The sequence below is a fragment of the Rothia nasimurium genome, from assembly GCF_004569295.1.
Lineage (GTDB): Bacteria > Actinomycetota > Actinomycetes > Actinomycetales > Micrococcaceae > Rothia > Rothia nasimurium_B.
Map to the genome: position 1 here is coordinate 15,333 of NZ_SPQC01000029.1, position 20,137 is coordinate 35,469.

The window sequence follows — 20,137 nt, forward strand, 5'->3', positions numbered from 1 at the left end:
GAAGCTAAAATCGACTCCGGCGCTGGCCTGCTCGCTGGTCAGAGCACTGCCGTCTGAGCAATGGCGGGGCGGACGCTCGCTGCGGGTGTTCACGGGTGCACCTCCTTGTGCTGGGCCGACTGGGAACTACCAGGTGGCGCCGGGGTGGGCGCGGGCGAGGACCTGAAGTTCGGTGAGGATATGGCCGCGGGCTTCGGAGAACTGGCCGGAGCGGTCGCCGCCGCGGGCCTGGGGCACGTCGGGTACCTTCAGCTGGGCTTCTTCGATGATGGCGTGCAGGCGCTTTTCGAAGTTCTCGCGCAGGGTGGAGGGGAGTACGGCCACGCCGGGGAGGGCTGCGGCGTCCTCGAAGTCGTAGAAGAGCTCGTCGATATAGGGCCACATGTAGTAGAGGCCCTCTTGCATGCGGCGGTTAGATTCTTCGGTGCCGATGCCCAGCCGCAGGGCCCAGGCGGTGGCGTGGTCCTGGTGGTAGGCGACCTCCTTGAGGGCCTTAGAGGCGATGGCAGCCAGGGTGGGGTCTTCAGACTTCACCAGGGCTGAGTAGAGCTCGTACTGGTAGTAGCTGAAGATGAGCTGGCGGGCGATGGTCTGCCCAAAGTCACCGTTTTCTTGTTCTGCTAGGCGGGCTGAGCGGAACTCTTCTTCGTCGCGGAAGTAGGCCAGGTCGTCCTCGGTCTTACCCCAGGCGGTACCCGCGTAGGTGAGGAAGAAGCGGGCGTGACCGATCAGGTCGAGGGCGATGTTGCCCAGGGCGATGTCTTCTTCGAGTTCGGGGGCGCGGGAAATCCAGTGGGCCAGGCGCTGGCCCAGCATGAGGGCATCGTCGCCCAGGGCCAGGGCGTAGCGGGCTACTTCTTCGCTGGCCTGCACACCGGAAGCTACGATATCTTCGGCAACGATGGATTCGCCCTCGCTGTGGCGGGTTGCTGATTCGAAGGATGCGTAACTCATAGGTGCTTTACCCCTTCGCTCTTGGTGTAGTAGGTGGCGTGGCGGTAGCTCTTGCCCTGGGACGATTCAAAGAAGCCGCCCTTGGAGTCGGGGTCGGATGCCAGGATAGCTTCGGCGGGTACAACCCAGACGCTGGTGCCCTCGTTGCGGCGGGTGTAGAGGTCGCGGGCGTTGCGCAGGGCCATGGTGGCGTCGGGGGCATGCAGGGAGCCTGCGTGCACGTGGGAGAGACCGCGGGATGAGCGGACGAAGACCTCCCAGAGGGGCCATTCGTTGGATTCGGGCAGGTGGGCGATGTTCTCGGTCATGGTTAGGCTCCTAGCAGTTCGGAGTGCTGTTCTGCGGTTTTGCGGGCGTATTCGGCGGCGGCTTCGCGCACCCAGGCCCCTTCTTCGTGGGCGGCGCGGCGGCGCTGCATGCGCTGGACGTTGCAGGGGCCGTTACCCGAGATGACGGAGTTGAACTCGTCCCAGTCCAGCGGCCCGTAGCCGTAGTGGCCGCGTTCTTCGTTCCACTTGAGGTCGGGGTCGGGCAGGGTGAGGCCGAGGGCTTCTGCCTGGGGAACTAGCATGTCGATGAAGCGCTGGCGCAGCTCGTCGTTGGAGAAGCGCTTGATGTTCCAGGCCATGGACTGCTGGGAGTTGGGGGAGTCGACGTCCGGCGGGCCAAACATCTGTAGGGCAGGGCCGTAGAAGCGATTGACGGCGTCCTGGGCCATCTTCTTCTGGGCAGGGGTGCCGTGGGAGAGCTCGTAGAGGATTTCCCAGCCCTGGCGCTGGTGGAAGGATTCTTCCTTGCAGATGCGCACCATGGCTCGGCCGTAGGGGCCGTAGGAGGCGCGGCAGAGGGGCACCTGATTGCAGATGGCGGCCCCGTCGACCAGCCAGCCGATAGCCCCCATGTCTGCCCAGGTGCGGGCGGGGTAGTTAAAGATGGAGGAGTACTTGGCGCGGCCTTCGAGCAGCTGTTCGTTAAGAATGTGCCGGGGGGTGCCGAGGGTTTCGGCGGCGGAGTAGAGGTAGAGGCCGTGCCCGGCTTCGTCCTGCACCTTAGCCATGAGAATGGCCTTGCGCTTGAGGGAGGGGGCGCGGGTAATCCAGTTAGCTTCGGGCTGCATGCCGATGATTTCGGAGTGGGCGTGCTGGGAGACCTGGCGGGTGAGGGTCTTGCGGTACTTTTCGGGCATCCAATCGCGGGGTTCGACGCGGGAGTCGTCGGCGATGAGCTTGTCGAAGTAGGCCTGCTCGGCTTCTTCGTTGAGGACGTTCTCGCCTGCATGAGCGGGGGCATCGGCGACGGGGGAGAGGTCGGGGTTCTTCGTCGTTGAAGTCATGTCTGGCTCCTTGCGGGTGCGGGCTGCTCGGGGCGAGGCAGCCCCATCTGCACTAATTACTGACCGTTCGTTCAGAATATAGTCTTGAGCACATCACGGTCAAGCGTAATCTTGGGGTTGGCCCCTATGCACCCGTCTATTTTTTCTGTATCGTGTGAGATGATGCACAAAAATCTGTGCGCCCTCACGGAAGGAGGCTTCGATGACGAAGCAGTTAACCCACTACGTCGGCGGCGCCCATCGCCCCGGAACCTCAGGTCGTTTCGCCGATGTCTACAACCCCAGCACCGGCCAGGTGCAGGCCCAGGTGCCCCTGGCGTCCGCTGATGAGGTGCGCGATGTTATCGCCAACGCCGCAGAAGCCCAGGCCAAGTGGGCTGCTACCAACCCCCAGAAGCGCGCCCGTATTCTGCACCGCTTCGTGGACCTGGTCAACCAGAACGCCGACGAACTGGCCGAGATGCTTTCGCTCGAACACGGCAAAACCGTAGCCGACGCCCACGGCGATATCCAGCGCGGCCTTGACGTCGTCGAATTTGCCACCGCCGTCCCCCACCTGCTCAAGGGCGAATACTCCGACTCCGTAGGCACCGGCATCGACGTCTACTCCATGCGTCAGCCCCTGGGCGTGGTCGCCGGTATTACCCCCTTTAACTTCCCGGCCATGATTCCCCTCTGGAAGTGCGGCCCCGCAATCGCCTCCGGTAACGCCTTCGTCCTCAAGCCCTCAGAGCGCGACCCCTCCGTGCCCCTGCGCCTGGCTGAACTCTGGACCGAAGCCGGCCTGCCCGACGGCATCTTCAACGTGGTCAACGGCGACAAGGAGGCCGTTGATACCCTGCTCGATGACCCGCGCATTAAGGCCATCGGCTTCGTGGGCTCCACCCCCATCGCCCAGAGCATCTACGAGCACGCCGCCCGCACCGGTAAACGCGCCCAGTGCTTCGGCGGTGCCAAGAACCACCTGATCATCATGCCCGATGCCGACCTCGACCAGGCGGCCGACGCCCTGATCGGCGCAGCCTTCGGCTCTGCCGGTGAACGCTGCATGGCTATCTCGGTGGCCGTGCCCGTCGGCCAGGCCACCGCCGACGCCCTGGTCGAAAAGCTGGTCGAGCGCACCAAGACCCTCAAGGTCGGCCACGCCCTTGACCCCAAGGCAGACTTCGGCCCCGTCGTTGCCGCCAGCGCCCTCGAACGCATCGAAGGCTACATCGCCGCCGGTGAGAAGGAAGGCGCCGAGCTACTGGTGGACGGACGCGGCGTTCAAGTTGAAGGCCACGAGGGCGGCTACTACGTCGGCGCTACCCTCTTCGATAAGGTCACCACCGATATGTCCATCTACCGCGAAGAAATCTTCGGCCCCGTCCTTTCCGTGGTGCGTGTCGATGACTTCGAAGAGGCCCTAGCCCTGCCCACCAACCACGAGTTCGGCAACGGCGTTGCCATCTACACCCGCGACGGCGATACCGCCCGCGAATTCGCCCGCCGCGTCGATGTGGGTATGGTAGGTGTGAACGTGCCGATCCCCGTGCCCATTGCCTACTACACCTTCGGCGGCTGGAAGGCCTCCGGCTTCGGCGACCTCAACCAGCACGGGCCCGACGCTTTCCGCTTCTACACCAAGACCAAGACGGTAACATCCCGCTGGCCCTCCGGCATTAAAGAGGGCGCCAGCTTCGTCATGCCCACCGGCAACTAAAGGAGGCCCACCGTGACCGATACGCCCGGTACCCAGCCGACCGAGAGCGTCCTAACCGAAAAACGTGGCAGCCTGGGGGTTATCACCCTCAACCGCCCGCGCGCGGTCAACGCCCTCAACGCCGAGATGATGGAGCTGATGAACGCAGCCCTGGACGACTTCGAACAGGACGCCGGCATCACCGCCGTGCTCCTGCGCGGCGCCGGTGAACGGGGTCTTTGCGCAGGCGGCGACGTGGTAGCCCTCTACAAGGCCACTGGCGAAAACCCAGATCAGGGCGTGGACTTCTTCCGAGTGGAATACACCCTGGACCTGCGTATTTCCCGCTATCCCAAGCCCTTCATCTCCCTCATGGATGGCCTGGTGCTGGGCGGCGGCGTGGGCGTCTCAGCCCATAGCTCCCACCGCATCGTCACCGAACGCACCCGCACCGGTATGCCCGAAACCGTCATCGGCTTCTGCCCCGACGTGGGTGGCCTCAACATCCTGGCCCGCGCCCCGCAGAACCTTGGCACCCTCATGGCCGTCACCGGCCTGCACGTGACCGGGGCGGACGCACTCGCCGTCGGCATGGCTGATTATTTCGTGCCGTCTGAGAAGCTCGATGACCTGGTTGCTGCCCTTGAGAAGGTCGAGGGGGCGGACGCCGTCACCCGCGTCATTGAGAGCTTTGCGGCTGATGCACCTCCCTCCCAGCTTGTGCTGAACGCCCACTGGATTGAGGGTGCTTTTGCCGCCGATACCGTTGAGGAAATTCTTGAGAAGGTCCAGGCGGTGGCTGATTCGGGGGCGGACGGCGCCGAGTTCGCCGGTACGGTTCTGGCGGCCCTGCAGAAGAACGGGCCGACCGGCATGAAGGTGGCTCTAGAAGCTGTGCGTCGAGCCGGTAGCCAGAGCCTGGCAGAAACCCTGAATCAGGACTTTGTGACCTCCTGCAATGCCCTGGCCCATCACGATATGCGCGAGGGCATCCGGGCCCAGGTGGTCGATAAAGACCGCAACCCGCAGTGGTCCCCTGCCAGTCTGGCAGAGGTCTCGCGCGAGAGCGTCCTGGCCTTCTTCACCCCCACGAAGGCGGGGGAGCTGGGCTTAGTCTAAAGACGCAGTCACCCCACTACGAATGTGACTCATATTCCCGAAAGGGTGTTGTTTTAACGCCCGCTTGGGAATATGAGTCACATTCGTTGCAGAGAAAGATAGCTTACCTAGCCCTTGAGGTCCGGGAAGTCCGTGTCGGCGAACTCGTGGCCGTAGCCCTCGGTGGTGGTGCGTGCGGCCAGAGCTGTGGCGGTATTCTCGCCGTGGCGGCCGTGGAACTCGTTCTCACGGGCACGCAGTTCCACGCGGCGAATCTTGCCCGAAATGGTCTTGGGCAGCTCGTAGAACTCGATGCGGCGCACCCGCTTGTAGGCAGCCAGGTGGTCGCGGGCGTACTTGAGAATATCCTTCGCGGTCTCAGCCGTTGGCTCGTGCCCAGAGGCCAACACAATGTAGGCCTTGGGCACAGCCAGGCGGATCTCGTCGGGTGAGGGAACCACCGCAGCCTCAGCCACAGCCGGGTGCTCAATGACTACGGACTCCAGCTCAAAGGGGGAGAGCTTGTAGTCGGAGGCCTTGAAGACGTCGTCGGCGCGGCCCACATAGGTGAGCACCCCGTTCTCGTCCCACTCGGCAATATCGCCGGTGTGGTAGAAGCCCCCGCGCATGGTGTCCTCGGTCTTCTCGGGGTTCCCCTTGTACTGGGTCATGAGGCCCAGCGGGCGGGCATCGCCCAGGCGAATGCAAATCTCACCCTCGGTTTCAGAAATCTCATCGGTAGCCGGGTCAATCAGCACAATGTCGTAGCCGGGCAGGGGCTTGCCCATAGCGCCAATCTTGATGGGCTGGCCGGGCGTAGTTGGCAATCTGCACGGTGGACTCGGTCTGCCCAAAGCCGTCTCGAATATCCACACCCCAGGCGGCTTTCACCTTGGAAATTACCTCGGGGTTCAGCGGTTCACCTGCGGCAACGACCTTGGTGGGCGGGGTTGCCAGCTGGCTCAGGTCAGCCTGAATGAGCATGCGCCAGACGGTGGGCGGGGCGCAGAAGCTGGTGACCCCAAACTTCTCCATGTTCTGCATGAGGGCAGCAGCGTCGAAGCGGGAGTAGTTGTAGATAAAGACGGTTGCCTCAGCAATCCAGGGGGTAAAAATGTTGGACCAGGCGTGCTTGGCCCAGCCAGGTGAGGCCACATTCAGGTGCATGTCGCCGGGACCCATGCCAATCCAGTACATGGTCGAAAGGTGGCCCACCGGGTAGGAGGTGTGGGTGTGCTCCACCATCTTGGCCCGCGAGATGGTGCCCGAGGTGAAGTACCAGAGCAGGGGCTCGTCGCCCTGGGTGGGGGCGTCCGGGGTGAAATCGGTGGGAGCGGACGCCGCATCCAGGTAGTTCAGGTGGGGGTGTTTGGTCAGGGCCCCCTCGGTCTTACCGTCTGTTTCGATTACGGTGAAGTTGCCCTCAACTCGCTCGAATTTGGGCACGTTCTTGCTATTGGTAATGACCCATTCGACCGTGCCACGGCTGATGCGTTCATCGAGGTCAACCGGCTCAAGCATCTCGGTGGAGGGCATGAGAATAACGCCCAGCTTGATGCCGGCGAGCATAAGCTCCCAGAGCTCTACCTGGTTGCCCAGCATGAGAATCACACGGTCGCCGCGCTTCACGCCTATCGACCGTAGCCAGTTAGCCACCTGCGATGACCGCTGAGACATTTCTGCGTAGCTCACGCTCACGCTGGAACCGTCCTGCTCCGCGATAATCAGGGCGGGGGCGTCCTTGCGTTCCTCGCTGGCAGCTACCTGATCAAACCAGTCGAGGGCGAAGTTGAAATACTCAAACCGGGGCCAAGTGAACTGTTCGCGCGCAGCGGCGTAGTCCTCACGCAGGGCAACAAGCTGATCGCGAATGGTGCGGAACTCTTCGGTAACGTTCATGAGTAACCTCTTTCGGCAATAAACCACGCAAGAATAGTGGTATGAGTCACTATAGAGGAGGGGTGGCGCCCCTGCCAAGACCCTGTGGAAAAATCAACGAAGGCAAGCCTGTCTGTGCGTAACGAACCAATTAATTCCCCCAAAAGCTACCCGGCGGCCCCAAGGTGGAGTACATTCAGAGCTAAATATGGCTTGACTCATACAAGAAGTGCGGGTGAACCCCGCCCGTGAGTTGCACACGACGACGTTGCACAGGAGAGCTACCCTTATGAGCACCCACATCCGCGGAATGGTCAAAAACCCACCCGAAAAGCCCCTGCCCTTCCCCGACATCGACCCCTTCGGCGTCCTTAACCTGCTACCCGACCACGAAAAAGAGTGGTTCTTGCGCATCCGCACCTACCTGCAAGAAGAAGTACGCCCCCAAATCGTTGACTACTGGAACACCGAAGAATTCCCCCTGCACCTGCTCGAAGGCATGGCTGAGGTTGGCCTGGCCCGCCTTGAAACCAGCGGGACCTCCTGGCTCTTCCGCGGCCTGGTCTACGCAGAAGTGACCCGGGTAGACGTCTCACTCTCAGCCCTGGTCGGTATTCACAACGAGCTGGTGCTCGGTATGATTAACATTCTCGGCTCTGACGAGCAGAAAGCCGAGATGCTCTCGAAACTCGAAAGCTTTGAACTCACCGGTGCCTTTGCCCTGACCGAGCCCGACCACGGCTCCGATATCGCCGGCGGCCTTGAAACCAGCGCCACCTTTGACGGCGAAAACTGGGTCATCAACGGTGAAAAACGCTGGATCGGCATGGGTACCATCGCCGACTTCGCCCTGGTCTGGGCCCGCGATACCGCCGACCAGCAGATCAAGGCCTTCATCGTACCTACCGATGCCCCCGGCTATGAGGCCGAGAAGATTCGCAACAAGATTGGCCTGCGCGTCATGCAGAACGCCCACATTACCCTCACCGATGTGAAGGTGCCCGCTAGCGCCCACCTGCCCGGGGCCGTCAACTTTGACGCCGCCAACGAGATGCTGCGCAACTCCCGCGCCTGGGTGGGCTGGCAGGGCTACGGTATTCAGCTGGGTATCTTCGATATCGCCCGCGACTACGCCATCACCCGCCAGCAGTTCGGCAAGCCCCTGGCTAAGTTCCAGCTCATCCAAAAGAACATCGCAGAAATTATGAGCAACACACAGGCAGCCCTGGGGCTCATGATGAACTGCGCCCGCATGCAAGAAAACGGAACCCTCGACATGGTTCACGCCGCCATGGCCAAGGCCACCACTACCAAGCTGGCCCGGCAGAGCGCCTGGCTGGGCCGGGAAATCCAGGGCGGTAACGGCATGACCACTGACTACGAGATGGCCAAGTTCTTTGGGGACGCCGAAATCCTCTACACCTACGAGGGCACCTACGAAATCAACTCCCTTATCGTGGGCCGGGCCCTGACCGGCTACTCAGCTTTCGTCTAAACCCCTCACCTCCTACCTGAAAGAGAACACCATGGATCTCACCAACACCACCGCCCTGGTTACGGGCGCAGCCTCGGGTATCGGAGCAGCAACCGCTCGCGCTCTGGCTGCCCGCGGCGTGCACGTCTATGGCCTCGACCTTCCCTCCGGTATCGAGAAGGCCGGGGAGGTTGAGGGCGTCACCTTCCTGCCCGGCGATGTCACCGACTACGCCGCCGTTGAAGCTGCCTTCGAGCGGGTGGGGCAGGGTGAGCGCCCCCTGCGCACCGTGGTCAACTGCGCCGGTATCGCCCCGGGGGCCCGCGTCCTCTCCAAAAGGGGGCCGCATGACCCTGCCCTCTTCGCTAAAACCGTCAGCATTAACCTCAATGGCACGTTCAATGTGCTCACGGCCGGGGCAGCCCTGATGGCCACCCAGGGGCCGGTAGAAGGCACAGCCGGGCGGGGCGTCATTATCAACACCGCCTCTATCGCCGCCTATGAGGGGCAGATTGGTCAGATAGCCTACGCGGCATCAAAGGGCGGGGTTGTAGCCCTGACCCTGCCCGCGGCCCGAGATCTGGCCAGCTCAGGAATTCGCGTGAACACTATCGCCCCGGGCATCGTGGACACCCCGCTCATGGCTGGCATTACCGAAGAGTTCCGCGAAGAACTCGCTCAAAATGTGCCTTTCCCGCAGCGTCTCGCGGCCCCCGCTGAATACGCCGACCTGGCTGTTTTTATCGCCGAGCACGACTACATCAACGGCGAAACAATCCGCATGGACGGCGCCCTGCGCATGGCCCCCCGCTAGGCCGCACCCCGGAACCGACGAGACAGAATAGCCCACCTTGTAAGGGAGAAGAAGATGACCACCACACCCACTATCGCTTTTATCGGCCTGGGGCACATGGGCGGCTACATGGCAGCCAACCTGGTTTCTGCAGGCTACACCGTGCACGGCTTCGACCTGGTGCCCGCCGCGCTCGATGCTGCCCGCGACCACGGAATCCGGGTTGCCGCCAGCGGTGAAGAAGCCGCTGCCCAGGCTGATATCGTCATCACTATGCTGCCCGCTGGCCAGCACGTTCTGGGAGCCTACGGCGGATGCGAGGGGCAGGGAGGTCTGCTGGCTGCAGCCAAGCCTGGCACCCTCTTCGTGGACTGCTCCACCATCGAGGTGGAGCACGCCCGCCAGGCAGTCGACCTAGCTGTGCAAGCCGGCATGCGGGCCGTCGACGCCCCGGTCTCCGGCGGTATGGTGGGGGCCGAACAGGGCACCCTCACCTTCATGGTGGGCGGCGCTGAGGCGGATGTAGAGCAGGTGCGCCCCCTGCTTGAGGTGATGGGCAAGAAGGTGGTTCACTGCGGTACCAATAGCACCGGCCAGGCCGCCAAAATCTGCAACAACATGCTGCTGGGCATCACCATGGTGGGTGCCTCCGAGGCCTTCGTGCTGGGTGAGCGTCTGGGGCTCGACGCCCAGGTGCTCTACGACGTCATTTCTACTTCGTCCGGCTACTGCTGGGCGGTCAACGTCAATTGCCCGGTGCCAGGCCCTGTGCCAGGTTCGCCCGCCAACCGCGACTACGAACCGGGTTTCGCTACCGCCCTCATGAGCAAGGATATGGGCCTGGCAGTTGCTGCCCTCGACACTGCAGGGGGTAACGGCGAACTCGGCAAGCACGCCGCAGATATCTATACTCACCTGGTAGAAGAAGGGCGCGGCACCAAGGACTTCTCAGACGTCATTAACGCCATTCGCGAGGCCGACGGCTCACCCGTCCCAGGTATCTAGCCCGCCTACAGCAAGGAGAAACACCCGTGACTACCTACGAGAACATTCTGGTTGAAACCCGCGGCCGGGTAGGGCTGATTACCCTCAACCGCCCCAAGGCCCTCAACGCCCTCAACGATGCCACTATGCGCGAGGTTGTTGCCGTCGCAACCGACTTTGACCGCTCACCCGAGGTAGGGGCCATCGTCCTGACCGGTAGCGAAAAAGCGTTTGCCGCTGGCGCCGATATCAAGGAGATGTCGTCCCAGACCTACGCCAGCATGTACGCGGCCGACTGGTTTGCCCACTGGGACAACCTCACCCGCCTGCGCACCCCCATCGTAGCTGCCGTGAACGGCTACGCCCTGGGCGGCGGGTGTGAACTGGCCATGATGGCCGATATGCTGGTTGCCGGGCCCTCCACCAAGTTTGGCCAGCCCGAAATCAACCTGGGGGTCATCCCCGGCATGGGTGGCTCTCAGCGCCTCACCCGCGCTGTGGGCAAGGCTAAGGCCATGGACCTCTGCCTGACCGGGCGCTTTATGGGGGCGGACGAAGCCGAGCGGGCAGGGCTGGTATCCCGCCTGGTGGAGCAGGACGCGGACGTTCTCCCCACCGCCCTTGAGATGGCAGAAACTATTGCTTCTAAGTCAAAGTTCGTGGCCCAGGTCTGCAAGGAAGCCGTCAATGCCGCCTTTGAGACCACCCTGGCCCAGGGCGTTGCTTTTGAGCGCCGCACCTTCCACGCTCTTTTTGCAACCGAGGATCAGAAAGAGGGCATGGCTGCCTTCGTTGAGAAGCGGGAGGCTGATTTTAAGCACCGCTAAAGTGTTGCGTGTCTCACTAAAATGTGACACAGTTGGGTTGAGTGAATAACTGACTAAATGGTCACTAAATACTTTGGAGGCACAGTGAGCGCAACCCACCCCATGCTTGAACGCGATCACGCCAGCGACTGGATGGGCATTCGCGTACTCACCGCCCAGCTGGGCCACGCCATCATTGAAATGGACATCAAGCATGAGATGGTTAACGGCTTCGGCATCATCCACGGTGGTATGACCTTCGCCTTTGCAGACACCGCCTTCGCCCTCGCCTGCAACCACAGTGACCCCGAGCTCTACGCCCAGAGCATCACTGTGGGGGCAGGCGTCGACGTTAACTACATCGCCTCAGCCTACGAAGGGCAAACCCTACGAGCAGAAGCGAACCTCACAGCACAGTACGGGCGCAACAGCATCGTTGATGTGACCGTCGCCTGCGGAGACAAACTCATCGCCGAGTTCCGCGGTCGTGGCCGCTCCATCAAGCCCCCAACAGCCACGGAAGGACACCAGGCATGAGCACCGACAAGGCCCCCTCTTGCAGCGTAGAAAACCCCTACACCCCAGCCCCCCGAGCCGCAGACCCCGGCGCCCCGGACCCCGAGGAGCTGATGAGCCGCGACCAGATTGAGGCCCTCCAGTTCGAGCGCCTGCGCTGGACCCTGCACTACGCCTACGAAAACGTACCCGCCTACAAGGAACTCTACGACGAGCAAGGCGTACACCCCGGTGACTTCAAAGAGCTCGACGACCTCAAACTCTTCCCCTACACCGACAAAGAATTTCTGCGGAAGGCCTACCCCTTCAAGGCCTTTGCCGTACCCATGAGCCATGTGCGCCGTATCCACGCGTCCTCGGGTACCACCGGCCAGCCCACCGTCGTGGGCTACACCGAAAACGATATCGCCACCTGGAGCGCCCTGGTAGCCCGCTGCTTCCGCTTCTCAGGCGTCAAGCCCGGCTACAAGGTGCACAACGCCTACGGCTACGGCCTCTTCACCGGCGGCCTGGGTGCCCACTACGGTGCTGAACGTCTGGGCGCAGCCGTCATTCCTATGTCTGGCGGCCAGACCGAAAAGCAGGTGCAGCTCATTCACGACTTTGAGCCCGACGCGATTCTCTCCACCCCCACCTACCTGCTGACCATCGCCGATGCCTTCCGCAAGCTGGGTATCGACCCCAAGGAAACTTCCCTCAAAACCGCTGTTCTGGGTGCTGAGCCCTGGACCGAAGAAATGCGCCGCGAAATCGAGGTCACCTTCGGCACCCTCAAGGCCTGCGATATCTACGGCCTGTCTGAGGTCATGGGCCCCGGTGTGGCCGGTGAGTCCTTTGAATCGCAGGACGGCTCCCACATCTGGGAAGACCACTTCTGCCCCGAAATTATCGACCCCTTCGACGACACCGTGCTCGATCTGGGCCGCCCCGGCGAACTGGTTTTTACCTCCCTGACCAAGGAAGCCCTGCCCATTATCCGCTACCGCACCCACGACCTGACCCGCCTACTTCCCGGCACCGCCTGCCCCGGACACCGCCGTCTGGGCCGTATCACAGGCCGAAGCGACGACATGATTATCCTGCGCGGCGTCAACCTCTTCCCCTCCCAGGTCGAAGAGCTGGCCCTACAGCAGCCCGAGCTGTCACCCCACTTCGCCCTGGAACTGACCCGCCCCGGCCGCATGGACGAAATGACCGTGCGCATCGAACGTCGCGAAGAGTTTACCCTAGAAGCCGCCGAAGAAGCCGGTAAGCGTCTGCTGCACGATATCAAGACCAAGATTGGTTCTACCTGCCGTATCGAGGTGCTGGACCCGGACGTCCTGCCCCGCTCTGTCGGCAAGATTCGCCGTATCTACGACTACCGCAACAAGCCCAAGGGCAACGAATAAACCTACTCGCCTGCGGGCAGGTTTGTTAGCATGTAGGGAGCTCCCGTAAGGGGGCTCCCTACCCGTGTGTGAGAGGAAGATGCCGTGAGCACTCGCCAGTCCCAGCCCGCCAAGCGCGGCCGCCCCGGCTATGACCGCCAAGAGGTACTGCGCCTGGCCGTAGAGGTCTTCAACGAGCACGGCTACGACGCCACCAGCATGGACATGCTCGCCAAGCGCCTAGGGCTGACCAAGAGCGCTATCTACCACCACGTGGCCAGTAAGGAAGAGATTTTACGCATCGCCCTCGACCGCGCCCTCGACGCCCTTGACGAGGTGTTTGAGGCTGGCGAGAGTTTAGAGGCGGACGCCCGCGAGCGGCTTGAATTCGTAGTGCGCCAGACCGTGTTCGTGCTGGCTGAGCACCTACCCTATGTGACCCTGCTGCTGCGTTTGCGCGGTAATTCCCCGGCCCAGCAGGCTGCTCTCGATAAGCGCCGGGCCCTGACCGGCCGCCTGGCGGCCTTGGTGGATGCTGCCCAGCAGGCTGGGCAGGTGCGGCAGAGCGCGGACGCCCGCACCCTGGCCCGCCTGATTTTCGGCATGATTAACTCCCTGGCGGTCTGGTACGACCCGGCCCGCGGCGGCGACGTTGAGGCTCTGGCCGATACGGTCGTCGATATGGCCTTTCAGGGGATTGCGGCGGGCCCCGCCCCTAGAGGTGATGCAGGGTATCGTAGACCTATGACTGAAACCCACTCCGCCCCCACCTTTTCTGGCCTAAGCTCGGCGGGGGCGCGCGTCCGCTCCACCAATCGCGGGGCAGAAATGCCCAGTCCGACCGGTAAGGGCACTACCGGCATCAATAAGCAGCCGGTAGATTCGCTGGAGGTTTTTGCCCCGGCGCCCGGCTATGGGAACGGCTCCGGCGTGAGCGGGGATTTCGTGGGGGACGCCAAGCATCACGGCGGTGCTGACAAGGCGGTCTATGCCTTTGCCCGGGAAGAATTGGATTACTGGGCCGAGCGCTTAGGTGCTCCCTTGGCTGACGGGCAGTTCGGTGAGAATCTGACCACCGAGGGCATTACTTGGAGCCGGGTTCTCATCAACCAGCGCCTGGCGGTGGGCACGGCCGTGCTTGAGGTGTCGGTGCCGCGCCAGCCCTGCCGCACCTTTGCCGACTGGCTGGGCCAAAAAGGCTGGGTAAAAACCTTTACCGAGCGTCAGGACGCCGGTGCCTACTTGCGCGTTATCCAGCCCGGCACCATCACAGCCGGGGATACTATTACTTTTCTGCCTGCCCCCGACCACGGGGTGACTATGGGGCAGGCCTTTGCGGCCGCTATGGGGGATCGTGCCGCCATGCAGGCCGTGGTAGAAGCAGGCTGCTACCCGCCTTTCTACCACGACCGGCTACTGGCTAAGCTGGGGCGCTAGCTGGTGTCAGCCTCAGCCATAGGCCAGGTCTTGGCCACCAGTGTCAGCACATCGTAGGTGGCCACGATTTCGTCCTTCTGGTTGTGCAGCACCGCGTCCCAGGTGACCTCACCGTACTCGTCGGTCACGCGCGGGGTAATCTTCTTGGCGGTGAGGGTCACGCGAATCGAATCATCGTAGGTAACCGGGGTGATAAAGCGCAGGTTCTCCAGGCCGTAGTTGGCCAGCACCGGGCCCGGGGCCGGGTCAACGAAGAGCCCCGCCGCCCACGAGACCAGCAGGTAGCCGTGAGCCACGCGACGGGGAAAGAAGGGGTTAGCCGCCGCAGCCTCCTCGTCGGTGTGGGCGTAGAACTGATCCCCGGTCTCGTTGGCGAAATCGGTGATGTCTTGTAGCGTAACTTCGCGCAGGTCAGAAGCGAACTGGTCGCCGATGACCAGCTCGGCCAGGGATTTGCGGAAGGGATGTACGCCTTCGCCCGACTCTACCTGGGCGCGGGTGACGGTTGCGGCGTCCGCCCCGGGGTGCCACACCCCGGTCAGGGCAGTGAGCTTATTGGGGGAGCCCTGAATGGCGGTGCGCTGCATGTAGTGCTTCACGGCGCGCACACCACCGAGCTCCTCACCGCCACCGGCACGGCCGGGGCCGCCATGCACCAGGTGAGGCACGGGGGAGCCGTGGCCGGTTGAGGTCTTGGCATCTTCGCGGTCCAGTACCAGGACGCGGCCGTGGTGGGCGGCAATGCCAAGGGCCAGTTGGGTGGCGGTGGCGTCATCGTGGGTGCAGACCGTAGCTACCAGGGAGCCCTCGCCCAGGGCGGCCAGCTCAACGGCTTCGGCCAGGTCGGTGTACTCCAGGATGGAGGTTACCGGGCCGAAAGCCTCAACGGAATGAACCTCGGGGGTGCGGGCGTCCTCAAAGGTCAGCACGGTGACCGGGTAGAAGGAGGGGCCCTCGGGGGCCTCGCCGCGGAAGACAATCGTGCCGCCAGCCTCCACCAGGCGGGTTACAGCTTTTTCAACCTCGGCCTTCTGCTCGGGGGAGGCCAGCGAACCCATGGTCACGCCCTCCTCGCGTGGGTCCCCGACCACCACGCGTCCGGAAATCTTTTCTTCCAAGGCAGCAGCAACCTCAGCGGAGCGCCCGGCAGGAACCAGGACGCGGCGGATAGCGGTACACTTCTGACCTGCCTTAGCGGTAATCTCCACCATGACTGACTTGATAAAGGCCTCAAACTCGGGGGTGTCGGCGGTGGCATCCGGGCCCAGAATAGCGGCGTTCAGTGAGTCAGTTTCGGCGGTAAAGTGCAGGCCCTTGGTTTGCACGCTGGGGTGCTGACGCAGGGCGCGGGCGGTGGCGGCCGAACCGGTAAAGGCCACGTGGTCGCGGTAGTCCAGGTAGTCCAGCAGATCGCGGGCCGAACCAGAAATTAGCTGCAGGGAACCCTCGGGCAGCAGGCCAGAATCCAGCATGAGGCGCACGGTTGCCTCGGTGACGTAGCCGGTGGGGGTGGCGGGCTTGACGATGGTGGGCATACCGGCGATAAAGGCCGGGGCGAACTTCTCAAGCATGCCCCAGGTGGGGAAGTTGAAGGCGTTAATCTCAACGGCCACCCCGGGCAGGGTGGTGCAGATGTGCTCACCGATGAAGGAGCCATCGCGGGAGAGCTGCTCGACGTTGCCGTCGATAATGACGCGGGAGTTGGGCAGCTCGCGGCGGCCCTTGGAGGAGAAGGTGAAGAGGGTGCCGATGCCGCCGTCCACGTCGATGTAGTGGTCGTGCTGGGTGGCGCCGGTGGCGAAGGAAAGCTCGTAGAGTTCGGTCTTGTGCTCGGTTAGGTACTGGGCCAGCTGCTTGATGATGAGGGCGCGGTCGTGGAAGGTGAGCTTGCCCAGGTTGGCCTGACCGGTGGTGCGGGCATAGTCAATGGCCCCTGCGGTGTCGATTCCCTTGGTGGATACCCGGTAGATGGGCTCGCCGGTGATGGCGTTGAGAACGTCCTGGGAAGAGGTGGGGTTTTCCGGGGCCCACCAGGAGCCCTTGATGAAGCTGGGGACCAGTGTGGGGGTACTCGTCATTGGGAAATCCTTACTGTTGGGAAGCCCGGAAATAAATGACCGAGCGTTCAGTTATTGGTATAAACTATAGTTCACATCACAGGTGAAGAAAAGCCTTGCACCCCTTGAGGAACAGGGCGGAAAGGACGCTCATGGGCGAGCAAGTAGGCCCCGGCCAGGAGGCTGACGGGCAGGTAGAACTCTGGAAAATCACCCTGGGTGAGCTAGACGAAAAGATGGGCGTGCAGGTGCTCGAAGAGTCCGCCGAGCGGGTCGTGGCCACCATGCCGGTGGAGGGCAACCGCCAGTCCCTGGGCCTGCTGCACGGGGGTGCCATGCTGGCCCTGGGGGAGGCCGTAGGCTCCTGGGCTGCGGTCATTCATGCCTCGTCCATGGGCAAGGTTGCGGTGGGCGTGGATGTGAATGCCACCCACCACAAATCCTCAAAAGCCGGCGCCGTGCGGGCGACGGCGTCCGCCATTCACCTGGGCCGTTCCCTGACCACCCATGAAGTGATTATCACCCACGAAGATACGGGAGCGCGCTTGTGCACCCTGCGTATCACCAACTTCATCAAGTAGGTACCACCTCAGCCAGGTAGGTACCACTTAAATCAGAAAAACCCACCAACTAGGTGGGTTTTTCTGACTCAGATGGTACCTACTGGGGCAGGCGGGCCTAACTGTAGTCGTAGAAGCCCTTGCCGCTCTTACGGCCCAGCTTCCCGCGGGCCACCATGTCGCGCATGAGCTGCGGCGGGGCAAACCGCTCACCCAGCTGCGACTCAAGATACTCGGCAATGCCGAGGCGGACGTCCAGCCCCACCACATCGGTCAGGGCCAGCGGTCCAATCGGGAACTTGTAGCCCAGCACCATGGCGTTATCGATATCCTCCGGGCTGGCCACCCCCTCCTCGACCATGCGGATAGCTTCCAGTGCGATTGCCACGCCCAGTCGCGAGGATGCAAAACCGGGGGCGTCATTGACCACCACCGGGGTCTTGCCCAGGCCCTCAACCCAGAGGCGGGCGGCCTCCTTCAGCTCGGCAGAAGAGTGCTTTGACTGTACCACCTCCACCAGCTTGGACGCCGGCACCGGGTTAAAGAAATGCAGGCCAATAAAATTACCGGGGCGCTGCAAAGACTCTGCGAGTCCATCAATCGACAGGGAAGACGTATTCGACGCCAACCAGGCACCCTCACCCAGCTGCTCCTCCACAGCCCGCAGGGCGCCCACCTTCAAGTCCCAGTTCTCGGGCACGGCCTCAACCACCAGCTGGCAGTCTGCAAAATCACCGTAATCAACCGACACCGCAAACCGCTCGGTCAGTTCATCAAAATTACCGTCAAAAGCCCCGCGCTCCAGCGACTTAGCCAGGTCGCGCTCCACGCGCTCGCGGGCAGCTTCGGCCGCCTGGGCATCCCGCTCAACCACCACAACCTGGGCCCCGGCCAGCAGGAAGGCATGGGCAATACCCGCGCCCATGCGTCCGCCGCCCAGCACGCCCACGCGGGCGGGAACCTTCAACTCGTGAACTTCAGTCATCACTTACCTCTACTTCTTTTTGCGGTCAAGAAAAGCCTGCATGCGGTCAAACTTGGCCTGGGACTCAAACAGAATCGCCTGGGCCAGCTCGTCAATGTGGGGATGGGCCTCGCGCGGGGCTGCAAAGACTCGCTTGGCCACGCGCACCGCCAGCGGGTCCTGGGCCCCGATGCGGTCTGCCAGGGCGTGGGCCGCGGGGAGCAGGGCGGACGGCTCATGCAGCTCGGTCACCAGGTGCAGCTCAAGCGCCTCGTCGGCAGAGAGAATACGGCCGGCCATCAGAATCTCCAGAGCCACCGGCTCACCCACCAGCTCCTTGAGGCGCCAGAGGGCTCCGGCCGCGGCGATAATACCCAGGTTGGTTTCGGGCTGACCTATCTTGATATAGGGGGTGCCCAGGCGGAAATCAGCCGCGTAGGCCAGCTCCGCACCGCCGCCCAGGGCGTAGCCGTCAATAGCGGCAATCACCGGCATGGGGAGCTTATGGATGCGGTCAAATATTTGCGAATTGACCCCGTCTAGGGCGTCCTCCCGGCGGCGCTCGCGCAGCTGGGCGATGTCGGCACCCGAGGCGAAAATCCCACGCCCGTCTACCTCGCAGCCGGTCAGGATCAGAATCTTGGGAGTGACTTCGAGGTAGGCGCAGACCCCGTGCAGCTCGGAGACCATGGTGGCGTCAATAGCGTTGCGCACATCGGGGCGGTTCATGCGGACGACCAGGCGGTCCTCGCCCTCTTCAACAGCTAGGGTGGTGAAGTGCTCAAACATTAGACGGCCTCCACCAGCAGGGTAGCGCCCTGGCCCACGCCAATGCACATGGTGGCTAGGCCCTTGGTGGCTCCCTCGCGTTCCATGCGGCCCAGCAGGGTAATGACGATGCGGGAGCCGGACGAGCCCAGCGGGTGGCCCAGGGCAATCGCCCCGCCGTCGCGGTTGACGATATCTTCGCTCAGGCCCAGGCGGCGCATGGACGCCAGGGACTGGGAGGCAAAAGCCTCGTTGAGTTCCACAGCCCCCAGGTCTGCCACCGTCCACCCGGCCCTGGCTAGGGCTTTTTCGGTGGCGGGTACGGGGCCCAGACCCATGATTTCGGGGGCTAGGCCGGCGGACGTGCCGGTGACGACGCGGGCGCGCGGGGTTAGCCCGTACTTCTTCACAGCTTCTTCGGAGGCCACAATAATGGCTGATGCCCCGTCGTTGAGGGAGGAGGAATTACCTGCCGTCACCACAGAACCACCGGCGACGACCGGGCGCAGCTTGGCCAGCACCTCGGGGGTGGTGCCGGGGCGGGGGCCCTCGTCCGTATCAACCACGGTTTCCCGGCCCTTGCGGTCCCGTACCACCACGGGCACGATTTCGTCTTTAAAGTGCCCGGCCTCAATGGCCGCGATGGCCCGCTCGTGGGAGCGGACGGCAAAGACGTCACAGTCTTCACGGGAAATAGAATCGACGCGGGCTACCTCTTCTGCGGTTTCTGGCATGGAGTAGGTGAATTTGTCGCGCTCAGCAAACACGGGGTTGACGAAGCGCCAGCCGATAGAGGTATCGAAGCTCTGGCCGGGCTTAGCAAAAGCGGTGGTGGGCTTTTCCATGACCCAGGGGGCGCGGGACATAGACTCCACGCCGCCAGCAATCACGATATCGGCCTCACCCGCCTTAATCATCTGCGCGGCGAGGGTAATAGCGCTCATGCCCGATGCGCACAGGCGGTTGACGGTGATGCCGGGGACGGTGTCGGGGTAATCGTTGAGCAGCCAGGCCAGGCGGGCCACGTTGCGGTTCTCTTCACCGGCACCGTTGGCGTTGCCCAAGATAACCTCGTCGACAGCCGCCGGGTCAAGCCCGGCCTTCTCGACGACGTCCTTAATCACCAGGGCCGCGAGATCATCGGGGCGGACGGACGACAGTGCCCCGCCGTAACGCCCCACGGGGGTGCGGGAGCCGCCTACGAGATAAGCCTGGGGTGTCTGCGGCATTCAAACTCCTTTGTCAGAAAGCCAAGTAATAACTGACCAATCGTTCACTAAATCTTTTCACTTTAAGTGATGTAGGTCAAGGGCAAGAGAAAGACCCCCGCCACCGGTTGAACTGCTCCCCATAAGTTGGACTACTAAAAAACAGTCACCAACTAATGGGGAGCATCTCCTATGCGAGCACGAAGCTCACTCACCCAACACCAACGAGAACAACTCATCCACCTCTTCCAACAAG

17 protein-coding genes and 1 pseudogene are annotated in these 20,137 nt (G+C 62.8%); 10 read left to right on the plus strand and 8 right to left on the minus strand.

What is annotated here, in order from left to right:
• Window positions 1–126: 126 nt before the first annotated feature.
• Genes paaC through paaA form a run of 3 tightly spaced genes read right to left on the minus strand, consistent with a single transcriptional unit; the run spans window position 127 to window position 2,287 of the window.
• Window positions 127–954: a 1,2-phenylacetyl-CoA epoxidase subunit PaaC gene (paaC, locus tag E4U03_RS08485; protein WP_135013115.1), complete on the minus strand. Its 828-nt coding sequence runs from the start codon at window positions 952–954 to the stop codon at window positions 127–129.
• Entirely contained in the window at window positions 951–1,262 is a 312-nt protein-coding gene (paaB, locus tag E4U03_RS08490; protein ID WP_135013116.1) for a 1,2-phenylacetyl-CoA epoxidase subunit PaaB, read from the minus strand. Before paaB ends, paaC begins: the two co-directional genes overlap by 4 nt.
• Window positions 1,263–1,264: 2 nt before the next feature.
• Window positions 1,265–2,287, minus strand: coding sequence for a 1,2-phenylacetyl-CoA epoxidase subunit PaaA (gene paaA / locus E4U03_RS08495; protein WP_135013117.1), 1,023 nt, complete (start codon window positions 2,285–2,287; stop codon window positions 1,265–1,267).
• 202 nt (window positions 2,288–2,489) lie between these two features.
• Here paaA and E4U03_RS08500 point away from each other — a divergent pair, with 202 nt between their 5' ends.
• Window positions 2,490–3,989, plus strand: a complete 1,500-nt coding sequence (locus tag E4U03_RS08500) for a CoA-acylating methylmalonate-semialdehyde dehydrogenase (RefSeq protein ID WP_135013118.1) — start codon at window positions 2,490–2,492, stop codon at window positions 3,987–3,989.
• Window positions 3,990–4,001: 12 nt separating this feature from the next.
• Window positions 4,002–5,087, plus strand: a complete 1,086-nt coding sequence (locus E4U03_RS08505) for an enoyl-CoA hydratase/isomerase family protein (protein ID WP_135013119.1) — start codon at window positions 4,002–4,004, stop codon at window positions 5,085–5,087.
• Between the two features lie 107 nt (window positions 5,088–5,194).
• Here E4U03_RS08505 and E4U03_RS08510 read toward each other — a convergent pair.
• Window positions 5,195–6,965 (minus strand): annotated as a pseudogene (locus E4U03_RS08510) (AMP-binding protein).
• Between the two features lie 268 nt (window positions 6,966–7,233).
• On the opposite strand from E4U03_RS08510, the gene E4U03_RS08515 reads away from it, so the two are divergent.
• The 7 genes from E4U03_RS08515 (at window position 7,234) to E4U03_RS13650 (ending at window position 14,324) form a co-directional block, all read left to right on the plus strand.
• The gene (locus tag E4U03_RS08515; RefSeq protein ID WP_135013120.1) at window positions 7,234–8,439 is read left to right on the plus strand and encodes an acyl-CoA dehydrogenase family protein; all 1,206 of its coding nucleotides are present in this window, start codon (window positions 7,234–7,236) and stop codon (window positions 8,437–8,439) included.
• A 31-nt stretch (window positions 8,440–8,470) separates the two neighbouring features.
• Window positions 8,471–9,232, plus strand: a complete 762-nt coding sequence (locus tag E4U03_RS08520; RefSeq protein ID WP_135013121.1) for an SDR family oxidoreductase — start codon at window positions 8,471–8,473, stop codon at window positions 9,230–9,232.
• A 54-nt stretch (window positions 9,233–9,286) separates the two neighbouring features.
• Window positions 9,287–10,216 carry a 3-hydroxyisobutyrate dehydrogenase gene (gene mmsB, locus E4U03_RS08525; RefSeq protein ID WP_135013122.1) on the plus strand — a complete coding sequence of 310 codons (930 nt, stop codon included), beginning with the start codon at window positions 9,287–9,289 and terminating at the stop codon, window positions 10,214–10,216.
• 26 nt (window positions 10,217–10,242) lie between these two features.
• Window positions 10,243–11,022, plus strand: coding sequence for an enoyl-CoA hydratase (locus tag E4U03_RS08530; RefSeq protein WP_135013123.1), 780 nt, complete (start codon window positions 10,243–10,245; stop codon window positions 11,020–11,022).
• 102 nt (window positions 11,023–11,124) lie between these two features.
• Window positions 11,125–11,538, plus strand: coding sequence for a PaaI family thioesterase (locus E4U03_RS08535; protein ID WP_416220625.1), 414 nt, complete (start codon window positions 11,125–11,127; stop codon window positions 11,536–11,538).
• Window positions 11,535–12,908: a phenylacetate--CoA ligase family protein gene (locus tag E4U03_RS08540; protein WP_135013125.1), complete on the plus strand. Its 1,374-nt coding sequence runs from the start codon at window positions 11,535–11,537 to the stop codon at window positions 12,906–12,908. The genes E4U03_RS08535 and E4U03_RS08540 overlap by 4 nt, the downstream gene beginning before the upstream one ends.
• 84 nt (window positions 12,909–12,992) lie before the next feature.
• A complete protein-coding gene (locus E4U03_RS13650) occupies window positions 12,993–14,324 on the plus strand; it encodes an MOSC domain-containing protein (protein WP_322785920.1) in 1,332 nt (443 codons plus the stop codon).
• On the opposite strand, the gene paaZ is transcribed toward E4U03_RS13650, so the two are convergent.
• Window positions 14,321–16,402: a phenylacetic acid degradation bifunctional protein PaaZ gene (gene paaZ, locus E4U03_RS08555; RefSeq protein WP_135013126.1), complete on the minus strand. Its 2,082-nt coding sequence runs from the start codon at window positions 16,400–16,402 to the stop codon at window positions 14,321–14,323. The genes E4U03_RS13650 and paaZ overlap by 4 nt on opposite strands.
• A gap of 131 nt (window positions 16,403–16,533) precedes the next feature.
• On the opposite strand from paaZ, the gene E4U03_RS08560 reads away from it, so the two are divergent.
• On the plus strand, window positions 16,534–16,962 hold the full coding sequence (locus E4U03_RS08560; RefSeq protein WP_135013127.1) for a PaaI family thioesterase: 429 nt from the start codon (window positions 16,534–16,536) through the stop codon (window positions 16,960–16,962).
• A 97-nt stretch (window positions 16,963–17,059) separates the two neighbouring features.
• Here the strand turns inward: E4U03_RS08560 and E4U03_RS08565 are convergent, their stop codons facing one another.
• Genes E4U03_RS08565 through E4U03_RS08575 form a run of 3 tightly spaced genes read right to left on the minus strand, consistent with a single transcriptional unit; the run spans window position 17,060 to window position 19,902 of the window.
• A complete protein-coding gene (locus E4U03_RS08565) occupies window positions 17,060–17,926 on the minus strand; it encodes a 3-hydroxyacyl-CoA dehydrogenase family protein (protein WP_135013128.1) in 867 nt (288 codons plus the stop codon).
• Between the two features lie 9 nt (window positions 17,927–17,935).
• Entirely contained in the window at window positions 17,936–18,694 is a 759-nt protein-coding gene (locus E4U03_RS08570; RefSeq protein WP_135013129.1) for an enoyl-CoA hydratase/isomerase family protein, read from the minus strand.
• The gene (locus E4U03_RS08575; protein WP_135013130.1) at window positions 18,694–19,902 is read right to left on the minus strand and encodes a thiolase family protein; all 1,209 of its coding nucleotides are present in this window, start codon (window positions 19,900–19,902) and stop codon (window positions 18,694–18,696) included. The genes E4U03_RS08570 and E4U03_RS08575 overlap by 1 nt, the downstream gene beginning before the upstream one ends.
• Window positions 19,903–20,137: the final 235 nt, after the last annotated feature.

Excerpts from the sequence above, each read along its gene's own strand:
- E4U03_RS08570 (WP_135013129.1), bottom strand. The coding sequence starts at position 18,694 with ATGTTTGAGCACTTCACCACCCTAGCTGTTGAAGAGGGCGAGGACCGC.
- E4U03_RS08500 (WP_135013118.1), top strand. The coding sequence starts at position 2,490 with ATGACGAAGCAGTTAACCCACTACGTCGGCGGCGCCCATCGCCCCGGA.
- E4U03_RS08520 (WP_135013121.1), top strand. The coding sequence starts at position 8,471 with ATGGATCTCACCAACACCACCGCCCTGGTTACGGGCGCAGCCTCGGGT.
- E4U03_RS08540 (WP_135013125.1), top strand. The coding sequence starts at position 11,535 with ATGAGCACCGACAAGGCCCCCTCTTGCAGCGTAGAAAACCCCTACACC.
- paaC (WP_135013115.1), bottom strand. The coding sequence starts at position 954 with ATGAGTTACGCATCCTTCGAATCAGCAACCCGCCACAGCGAGGGCGAA.
- E4U03_RS08560 (WP_135013127.1), top strand. The coding sequence starts at position 16,534 with ATGGGCGAGCAAGTAGGCCCCGGCCAGGAGGCTGACGGGCAGGTAGAA.
- paaA (WP_135013117.1), bottom strand. The coding sequence starts at position 2,287 with ATGACTTCAACGACGAAGAACCCCGACCTCTCCCCCGTCGCCGATGCC.
- E4U03_RS08565 (WP_135013128.1), bottom strand. The coding sequence starts at position 17,926 with ATGACTGAAGTTCACGAGTTGAAGGTTCCCGCCCGCGTGGGCGTGCTG.
- E4U03_RS08575 (WP_135013130.1), bottom strand. The coding sequence starts at position 19,902 with ATGCCGCAGACACCCCAGGCTTATCTCGTAGGCGGCTCCCGCACCCCC.
- paaZ (WP_135013126.1), bottom strand. The coding sequence starts at position 16,402 with ATGACGAGTACCCCCACACTGGTCCCCAGCTTCATCAAGGGCTCCTGG.
- paaB (WP_135013116.1), bottom strand. The coding sequence starts at position 1,262 with ATGACCGAGAACATCGCCCACCTGCCCGAATCCAACGAATGGCCCCTC.
- E4U03_RS08535 (WP_416220625.1), top strand. The coding sequence starts at position 11,125 with ATGCTTGAACGCGATCACGCCAGCGACTGGATGGGCATTCGCGTACTC.
- E4U03_RS08515 (WP_135013120.1), top strand. The coding sequence starts at position 7,234 with ATGAGCACCCACATCCGCGGAATGGTCAAAAACCCACCCGAAAAGCCC.
- mmsB (WP_135013122.1), top strand. The coding sequence starts at position 9,287 with ATGACCACCACACCCACTATCGCTTTTATCGGCCTGGGGCACATGGGC.